This window comes from Phycisphaerae bacterium (assembly GCA_012729815.1).
GTDB lineage: Bacteria > Planctomycetota > Phycisphaerae > JAAYCJ01 > JAAYCJ01 > JAAYCJ01.
The window spans coordinates 1-9,146 of record JAAYCJ010000177.1 but is presented as its reverse complement, the minus strand read 5'-3'; the positions used below and the strand labels follow the sequence as shown (position 1 = coordinate 9,146).

Genomic DNA, 9,146 nt, shown 5'->3' with positions numbered 1-9,146 from the left:
CCCACCAGTTCCCGCGGCTCAAGACCCAGCATCGCCGCCATCCGCCGGTTGGCGTACGTCGTAACGCCCTCGACGTCGATCATCCAGACCCCTTCGCGGGTGTTCTCCACGATCCAGCGGTAATGCTCAGCCGCCGTCCGTCCAACCGCGACTCGACGATCATCCGCCACCCTGTGCAGCCGCCAACGCAGGCCGTCCAGCCGCCGATCGTGGTCGTAAACCCCCTCCAAATCGATCATCGCCTCCACGATGTCCTGCGACGCGCGAACCATCGCACTTCGCCACTGCCGGTGCGGCTCGGCGACGTGAAGATCCCTCAGCTGCGCATCCAGAACCTCCCGTCCCCGTTCGTCCAGAAAGCCCTTGACCGATTCCCCCAGAAGCTCCTGCTCGCGACGGCCCAGCATGGCTTCCGCTTCCGGATCGGCCGAGAGAATGCGCCCTTCGGCATCGGTGACCAGATGCGCGTCGACCTCTCTCGCCATTACCAGTGTACCGAACCCGTTCTCCATGGTAAGCCCGCTATCCCCGAATTCCCTGCTCCCGTGTGCCACAGCGATGGTATTGCATCATAGACGTCCGCAGGCCGAAACCGAGCGGGAGACGCGGGCAAGCTCGCTGGTCTCTAGTTCCTTGGCCTCCCCTCCGTTCTCCCCCGAAAACACCTGCCAACGTGAACTAATCTTCCTACTCAATCCTAGGCGCGGGGATCAACAAGTCTAGGAGGGGAATAAACCGCCTGCCGCCCATGGAGAAAGGTGGTGCCGGTGCGGCCTCGACCGGATGGAAAGCCGATCCCCTATCGGGAACCGGCCCAAATCTGCGTCTGCGTGCCCGCCCAGTGGCGCAGGTTGCTCAGCGGCATCTGCCGGCCGGGGCAGGCGGTCCGCCCGACCTCACCGTGCCCGTAGATCTGTCCAGCCCCCAGATCGTAGCGGTTCATCAGGAACAGCAGGAGTTTCCGCAGCGACGCCAGTTGGGCCTCACTCGGCGGGTGATTCTCGAAGTTGCCCACCAGGCAGATGCCGATCCCGTACTCATTGTAGAAGTTGTCCGGCGTCTTGCAGTGCGCCCCATGCTTCTGCTTCCGCCATCGGGAACCGACCTCGACCACCCCATTGCCGGTGTCCGAGCCGTTTCCGATAATGAAATGATAGCCCAGTTCATCCCAGCCGCGGTTCCGGTGGGCCTGATCGTAACGCTGGGCTCCCCCGTTCTCATCCGCGCTGTGGTGAATCACGATGGCCCGCCACCGGCGCTCAGCCCCCGGCGGATACCAGGCCGCGGGAATGTCGCGGAAACCCACCGTCCGGACCGGAGCTTGCACAACCGGTTGGGGTCTCAGGGGTTGTGGTCGTGGCTTGGGACGGGCGGCCCCGAACACGGGGTCCGGAAGCTGCGTGCAGACTCCTTGGCGGGTGTCACAGCCGGACCCGAATACCAGCGAAAACAGGCAGATTACCGGGGCGATAAGCCGGAAACCGGGCATGATCCAACCAACCCTCCTCAGTGTCACCAACGCACGCATGTCCGCTAAGGAAAATATCGGATAAAACGAGCGACTCTTCAAAGTAAATCTGGTTTGTCAATCATGGCGGCTCATAATCAGGCGATTCTCGGACTACTCCAGGTAGCCCAGATCGGTCAACCGTTCGGTCAGCATCTGCTGCTCCTTCTCCGAGTAGACCTGTTCCGGAGCCTCCTGCGCCTCCGCCTTGCGCGGCGGTTCGAACGTGACCTCCAGCCGGGGCTGGAAGACGTCGGCCAACGCCTTGCCCTCCATGTCCGCTGGGACCGCCAAACCGAGCATCGCCAGGATGGTCGGCGTGATGTCGGCGATGTGCGCGTTGCGAACCAGGCCCGACGCCACCGACGGACCGTTGACCGCGTACAGGCCCTCGATGCGGTGCGTGCCGCCCAACCGGCCGTTCAGGGCCCACTTGACCGCCGAATTGCCCCGAATCTTGCGGACCACCGCCAGACCCGTCGCCGGCACCAGCAGCAGGTCGGGCAGGAACCGGTTGTCCTCCATGCGGCAACCGTAGGCCTCTTCCGGACGCAGCACCTCCTGGAAGATCGGCTTGTTGTACTTCTCATCCCGCGCGGCGAGAAAACGTTCGACCAATTCGGTACGGAAAGTCTCGTATTCCTTGGGATCGACCGTGCCCTGAGGCTGGCGCCCCTTGAGGTTGATGTAGAGGAACCCGTAAATCCCGGCGTGGATGACGCACGCCTTGGTGCTGGCCCAGTCGACCGCCAGGTCGCGCTCGATCCCCAGGTTCGGCTGAACGAACCGCCCTCCGCGCTTCTGCGTCAGACGGTACCAGATGTACCCCGTTCGGGTCTTGAACTGCGAAAAACCGCTGATCAGCTTCAGATGGCCCCAGCGCTTCAGCAGCAGGTTGGGCTGGGCCTTGCCGTCGAGCGACCCGTGCCCGTGATCCGACATGACCACGATCGAGGCGTCCTGATCCTGGGCGAGCTGAAACATCTCGGCCAGGCATTCGTCGAGAACCTGGAAGCAACTATGCACCATCCGCTGCTGCGTCGGATACCGCCGCCCGGCGTCCGGACCCAGGAACTTCCAGCACTTGTGCTGGATGTTGTCCACCAGCTTCAGCAACACCATCATCACGTCCCAACCGTAGTGCTCGGTGCACAGGCGGGCCAGCTGCACGCCCTGGCGGAAGCTCCGCTTGAAGTACTCCAGATTCTCGCTGAACATCGACTTGCCGCCGAGAATCCCGCGCTGCCAGTTGGTCGAGTAGCTGTAGTCCGGAATGGTCCGCAGGATCAGGTCCTTCAACTCCGGCGGGTAGGTGAAGTCCACGTCGATCGAGGGCGTCTCGAACCCGCTGACCAGAAACCCGTTGACCGGTTGCGGCGGATACGTCATCGGCAGGTGAATCGAGCCGATCCGAAGGTTGTGCTCCGAAAGAATCTGCCAGATGGTCTTCTCGCGGATGTCGAAGCGGTGGTTGAACGAGAGTTTGTTGGCCGCCGAGTCGTAACGCTCGAAGTCGATCACGCCGTGCCGGCCGGGCCCTTTGCCCGTCATGAACGTGGTCCACGCCGCCGGCGTGATGGGCGGTTTGGTGCTCTGCAGGATCCCGCTCGCTCCCGTCCGCACCAGTTCGTTCAAAGCGGGCATCAGCCCGCTTTCCATCAGGGGCCGGAGTACGTCGAACGTGGCGCCGTCCAGGCCGATGATCATCACCCGACGCGCCACTCTGTTTGGGGCCTGATTGCTGGTCAAACTATCGCTCCCGAATCGAACCCGTTGAAGACGGACGTGACATCCATCCATCACGGCTCGCAATGTGCCGACCGTCTCTTCGGAGACGATTTCACGATGAGCCCAACGGCCCAGCCGATGGCGGCGCAAAATCCCGCCGCTGCGTAATCGGTCAGTTTACGTCCACACGCCGCTGGCGTCAAAGAAAAACCGCCGTCCCTCAGAGGCGCAGCTGCAGGCCGTCGTAAGGAAGGTGGACGTTCTCGGGCAGGCGCGGAGCCAGTTCGGCGTGCCTGATCTCGTGGGCGATGTGGGTCAGGTACGCCGTCCGGGGCCCCAGACGCTCGATCTGGGCCAGGGCCTGATCGACGTTGAAGTGCGTTGGATGCGGAGTGTAGCGAAGCCCGTCCAGAATCAGCAGATCCAGGCCGTGCAGTTGTTCCGCCGTCTCGGGCGGAATGCCCGAGCAGTCCGTGCAGTAGGCCCAGTTGCCGAACCGAAAGCCGAACACCGTGTCCCGACCGTGGGCCAGCGGCAGCGGCGAAACCGTGCGGTCCAGCAGCGAAAACGGCCCGCTCACCACCATCGGAACCAGACGCGGACGCTCCGAATATGTCTCAGCCGGGTCGCTGAACGCGTAGCTGAAGACCTTCTGCAGCGACCGGATCGTCTTCTCCGAGCCGTAACAGGGAATCGGCCCGGATTGCATGAAACAGAACCGCCGGATGTCGTCGAGACCGAAAATGTGGTCCGCGTGCGCGTGCGTGAAAAGCACCGCGTCCACCCGCGTCACCCGGTGCGCGATGCACTGGAGGCGGAACTCGGGCGGCGTGTCGATGATGATGTTGCCCTGCGGCACTTCCACCAGAACGCTGCAGCGGGTCCGGACGTCGCGGGAGTCCTCCGACGTGCAGACCGGACAGAAACACCCGATCATGGGAATTCCATGCGAGGTGCCGGTGCCCAGAAACGTGATGCGCGTCTCGCCCTGGCCCCTCACGTCACGTTTCCTCGCCCTGTCCCTCCTGCTCCTTCTTCACATCGTCCTTGGCGGCCTCGCCCTCCTTGGGCATGGGCATCGTCTTGCGGCACTTGGGGAATCCCTTGCAGCCGAGGAACGGCCCGCGCCGCGAACGCCGCACGAGCATCGGCTTGCCGCAGTTGGGACACGTCACGCCCGACTCCTGCGGCTCCGGCCAATCGATCGCGATGTCGTCCGGGATCGGCTCGGTCTCCTTGCACGCCGGATAGCCCGTGCACGCCAGGAACCCGCCTCGCCGCCCGCGGCCTTTTTTGGCCACCATCGGCTTGCCGCACTCGCCGCACGTCTTGTTCACTTCCTCCGGCTTGACCTTCCGAAGCGGATGGCCTTCCTTGTCGCACGGCACCGTCGTCTTGCACTCCGGATACCCGGAGCATCCGAGAAACGGGCCGTACTTCGACTGCCGAAAGGCCATCGGCTTGCCGCATTTGGGGCACGCGTGCTCGGTCATCCTCACTTCATTCTTGACCGGCTTGCCCTCCTCGTCCACCGACATGGCGTTGGTGCACTCGGGATACCCCGAGCACGCCAGAAACCGGCCCGTCTTGGTCCACCGGTATACCATCGGCTTGCCGCACGTCTCGCACGTATACGGGCTCTCAGCCGCCTGCTTCTCCATCTGCTCGCGGGCCTGGTCGAGGGACTCGTTGAACGGCTGATAGAACTCGTTGAGCACCTTCACCCAGTCCAGGTGGGCCTCCTCGATCTTGTCGAGCTGCTCCTCCATGTGGCTCGTGAACTTCACGTCCATGATCCGCGGAAAATGCTGCATGAGCTGGTCGGTCACCACCTTGCCAAGGTCCGTGGGCAGGAACTTGGCGTCGTCCTTGACCACGTAGCCGCGGTCCTGGATGGTCGAGATGATCGCCGCGTATGTGCTGGGACGCCCGATCCCAAGCTGTTCCAGCATCCGGACCAGCGACGCCTCGTTGAACCGCGGCGGCGGCTGCGTGAAGTGCTGAGTCCCCCGCACGTCGATCCGGTGGAGCGGCTGGGCCTTCTCAAGCCGCGGCAGCTCGGCGTCCGCGTCCTCCAGGCGGTAGGGCAGCAGCGATAGAAAACCCGGAAACGCCAGCGTCCGCCCGATCGCCTTGAACACGCCGGTCCGCTCGCCCGCCGCCGCGTGGACGATCGCGTCGGTCACCAGCCACTGGGCCGGTGGCATCTGGCATGCCACGAAACGCTTCCAGATCAACTCGTAAAGCCGGTATTGATCCGAGGTTAAAAACGATCTGACGTCTTCCGGACGGCGGTTCACGTCCGTCGGCCGGATCGCCTCGTGAGCCTCCTGGGCGCTCGCCCGCGAAGCGTAGAAGTTCGGCTTCTCCGGCAGGTATTCCGCGCCGAAGGTGGTCTGAATGTAGCCGCGCACCGCCGTGAGCGCCTCGCCCGCCAGGTGCGTCGAATCCGTACGCATGTAGGTAATCAGGGCGATCGACCCGTCAGGACCGAGCTCAACCCCTTCATAGAGCTGCTGGGCCACCCGCATCGTGCGCGACGTGGTGTACTTGAGCCGCGAAGCCGCCTGCTGCTGCAGCGAAGCCGTCGTGAAGGGGGCCGGCGGACGCTCCAGACGCGTCTTGCTGGCCAGATCGGCGATCCGGTAATCGGCGACTCCAAGCCACTCCAGAAGCTGGTCCGTCTGCTCCTTGTTGTCGGACTTGAACTTCTGCCCCTCGACCTCAATCAACTCAGCCCGAAAGAGCTGGTGCTTCTCGAACAGGCGCTTGAGGCCCTTGCTGTCGGGCTTCTCCTCGTACTCCTGGCGGTGGGTCTCGAAGGCCTCCATCGCCGCCTCGGGAGCCTGGCCGGCGTGCAGTAGGGCCGCAACCTTCCAGTACTCCTCGGGCACGAACTTCTCGATCTCCCGCTCACGCTCCACGATCAGCTTGACCGCCACCGACTGGACCCGACCAGCCGAAAGCCCCTTGGCGATCTTCTTCCACAGCAGCGGGCTGAGCTGGTAGCCCACGATCCGGTCGAGGATGCGCCTCGCCTGCTGGGCGTTGACCTTGTCCATGTCGATATCGTGCGGGTGCTCGAACGCCCGCTGAATCGCCGGTTTCGTGATCTCGTTGAAAATGACCCGCTGTGTGCGACTCTCCTGCAGGCCCAGAGCCTTGACCAGGTGCCAGGCGATCGCCTCGCCCTCCCGGTCCAAGTCGGTCGCCAGGAAGACCCGGTCGGCTTTGCCCGCTTCCTTCTTCAGGTCGGTGACCACCTTCTTGCGGGTGGGCAGCACCCGGTAGGTCGGATCGAAGTCCTTCTCCAGATCCACTCCGAACGCCTTCTGGGGCAGGTCCCGCACGTGCCCCATCGAGGCCTTCACCACGTAGTTCTTGCCCAGATACTTGTTTATGGTCTTGGCCTTGGCCGGCGATTCGACGATGACCAAAGCCTTGCCGTTCTTCTCCGATGCGGTCCGCGAGGTTTTCTCTTGATCCATAAATATGAACTCGTAAAGGCGGTTATCTCCAAATAATCCCGTTGCCGAGGGGCGGTTCGCCTCCCTTCAGATACATCTACTGTAGGCAACCTAGGTGACGTTATCAACCGGCCTGGAGGTTGTCAAGGAGCAGAACAAGGCGAGTTAATATTGGTGATTATAAGTACGGGTGATGATGTGCGGCCTGAACACCCGCTGTGCTCTATGGCTGTGCGACCCAGACGGTCATCTGAGAGACCCCGCGGTTGGCCCAGGCAAAGTAGGGGATGGCGGTCATCTCGACCGGACTGTCGGTGACCTTTCGCTCCGCAACCGGGGCGTAAAGCCGATCGGAACTCGCGATCCGCCGGCCTGCCAGCCGCAACGCGATGACCCCACAGCCGGCGATCTGAAGGCCTTCCGCCACCGCCTCGTCGATATCCTCCGACGTGGTCGACAGTTGGTGAACCGGCAGGTCCGGCTGATCGACACTCTCCAGGCAGTACACCAGCGGACCCCGCATCACCGCCAGCCGCTGATGGTTGTTGATGACCAGCGGATGGCTCGTCATCGCCCGCACGTGCATATCCAGTTCCAGTTCCACCCGGTCGCACGGCGACCACACCCGGCGCACACGCAGATAGCCCGATTCCGGCGATGAATTGCCCTGCGGCTGGCCGTTAATTCGTATTACCGCGTCCCGCGACCAGTGCGGAACCCGCAGAGCGAGCGTGAACTCAACGGATTTGTGCGGATTCACGGTGATTTCCACCCGGCCGTCCCAGGGGTAATCCGTCTTCTGCTCCAGCCGGATCGGCGTGCCGTCCTCAAGCCGCCAATCGAGGGTGTTGCGGTCATACAGGTGCACGTAAACCCCTTGGGCGTCCGTGGAATAGAAGAACGCGGGCAGGGAGGCCATCAGGCGGACCATATTGGTCGGGCAGCAGGTGGTATCGTACCACGCCTGTCGCCGATGGTCGCCGAAGCTGGCCAGCGGGTTCTGATAAAAGTAGGTTTCTCCGTCCAGGGCGAGGCCGGAGATTACCCCGTTGTAGAGGCTCTGCTCGAGCCAGTCGGCGAACGTGCCTTCGCCCGTGGCCAGCAGATTGTGATGCGCCCAGAGGACAAATCCGATCGCCGCGCAGGTCTCCGCGTAGGCCAGACGATTGGGCAACTCGTAGTCCGGGCCGATCATCTCGCCGCTGTACCGCGAACCCACGCCGCCGGTGATGTAGATCTGGCGGCCGACCAGGTTGTTCCAGAGCCGCCGGATCGTACGGCCGTAGTCCGCGTCGCCGTTTTCCGACCAGACTCCGGTTGCGCCGATCGCGGTGTACATGTTGCGCACCGCGTGTCCAAAGAGCGTCTGACGCTGGGTGAAGGGCAGCGGCTGGCATCCGCCGCTGCTTGGCGGTATCCAGGCCGTTTCATAGGGCAGGCGTTCGAGCAGAAGTTGGGCGAACTCCAGGTGCTTCCGGTCGCCGGACTGCCGATACAACTCGACCAGGGCCAGTTCGATTTCCGGGTGGGTCGAGGCCCAGTGGGTCTCGCCTTTGGGCCCGCAGCGGCTGTCGAGATAGTCGGCAAGCCGCAAAGCCGACTGGTAGGCCCGGTCGTCGCCGAGGCAGCGGAGGACGGCCAGAGCGGCTTGGAAATAGTGGCCGGAGCAGTAGAACTCATGGCTGTCGTAAGCAGTGAACCGCTCAGCCGGGTCGCGGTACATGGTGTTCAGATACCCGTCCGGATCCTGGGCGGCGACAATTTCGTCGATCACGCCATCGAAGCTCTTTCGCACCTCGGGCACATCCCGCTGGGCCAACAGATAGGCTGCGCCCTCCATCCACTTGTAGACGTCCGAATCGGTGTAGCGGGGTCCGCGGCGCGGACAGTCCTTGCGGCCGGAGACCCGGCGGAAGTTGTCCACGACGCCCTTGGATTCAAAGAGCCGGTAGAGCCCGGGAATGCTCCGTTCGGCGGTGATGTCCAGGTAATGCCGCCAGAACCCGCCGGTGTAGCGGACCGCGGTCACCGGGACCGGGTGGAGTTTGACGTGCGGGCTCCGGCTGGTATCGACGACATAGGCGGTCATGGGCAATCTCCATACGAGAGCGCAAACCGATGACGGCATTGTCGCCCAGGCGCCGAATTCCCACAAGATGGCGCGGACGTAGAAAATGTGGACAAAACCGACTTGTTCCGACGGGTGGGCCGCTATTGCGGCGGCTTGAGCTCCAGGTCGGCCAGGTAGGCCAGCGTCCGCTCCAGCTCCGACTTGTAATGCCGCAGCCGCAGCAGTGATTTGACCCGGGGCAGCAGCTCCAGCTTGTTGACCGGCTTGGTCAGGAAGTCATCGGTCCCGCTCTCGACGCCCCGCTCCATGTCGCTGATCTCATGCAGGGCGGTGATCATGATGATTGGGATGTCGCGAGTGGCCGGGTTGGCCT

General features: G+C 63.4%; 7 protein-coding genes. All 7 read right to left on the bottom strand.

Features of this window, described 5'->3' with window-relative positions; translation table 11 throughout:
- Positions 1–485, bottom strand: a 485-nt coding sequence (locus GXY33_12010; protein NLX05856.1) for a PAS domain S-box protein, incomplete at its 3' end; no start/stop codon positions are given.
- A gap of 314 nt (positions 486–799) precedes the next feature.
- Complete coding sequence (locus GXY33_12005) at positions 800–1,327, bottom strand: N-acetylmuramoyl-L-alanine amidase (protein NLX05855.1); 528 nt, start codon at positions 1,325–1,327, stop codon at positions 800–802.
- Between the two features lie 294 nt (positions 1,328–1,621).
- Positions 1,622–3,256, bottom strand: coding sequence for a hypothetical protein (locus GXY33_12000; GenBank protein NLX05854.1), 1,635 nt, complete (start codon positions 3,254–3,256; stop codon positions 1,622–1,624).
- A 199-nt stretch (positions 3,257–3,455) separates the two neighbouring features.
- Positions 3,456–4,172: an MBL fold metallo-hydrolase gene (locus GXY33_11995; GenBank protein NLX05853.1), complete on the bottom strand. Its 717-nt coding sequence runs from the start codon at positions 4,170–4,172 to the stop codon at positions 3,456–3,458.
- Between the two features lie 64 nt (positions 4,173–4,236).
- On the bottom strand, positions 4,237–6,723 hold the full coding sequence (gene topA, locus GXY33_11990; GenBank protein NLX05852.1) for a type I DNA topoisomerase: 2,487 nt from the start codon (positions 6,721–6,723) through the stop codon (positions 4,237–4,239).
- Between the two features lie 202 nt (positions 6,724–6,925).
- Positions 6,926–8,791 (bottom strand): glycoside hydrolase family 127 protein, encoded by a 1,866-nt coding sequence (locus GXY33_11985; GenBank protein ID NLX05851.1) that lies wholly within the window; start codon positions 8,789–8,791, stop codon positions 6,926–6,928.
- 122 nt (positions 8,792–8,913) lie between these two features.
- The coding region (locus GXY33_11980; GenBank protein NLX05850.1) for a two-component system response regulator at positions 8,914–9,146 on the bottom strand (233 nt) is incomplete at its 5' end.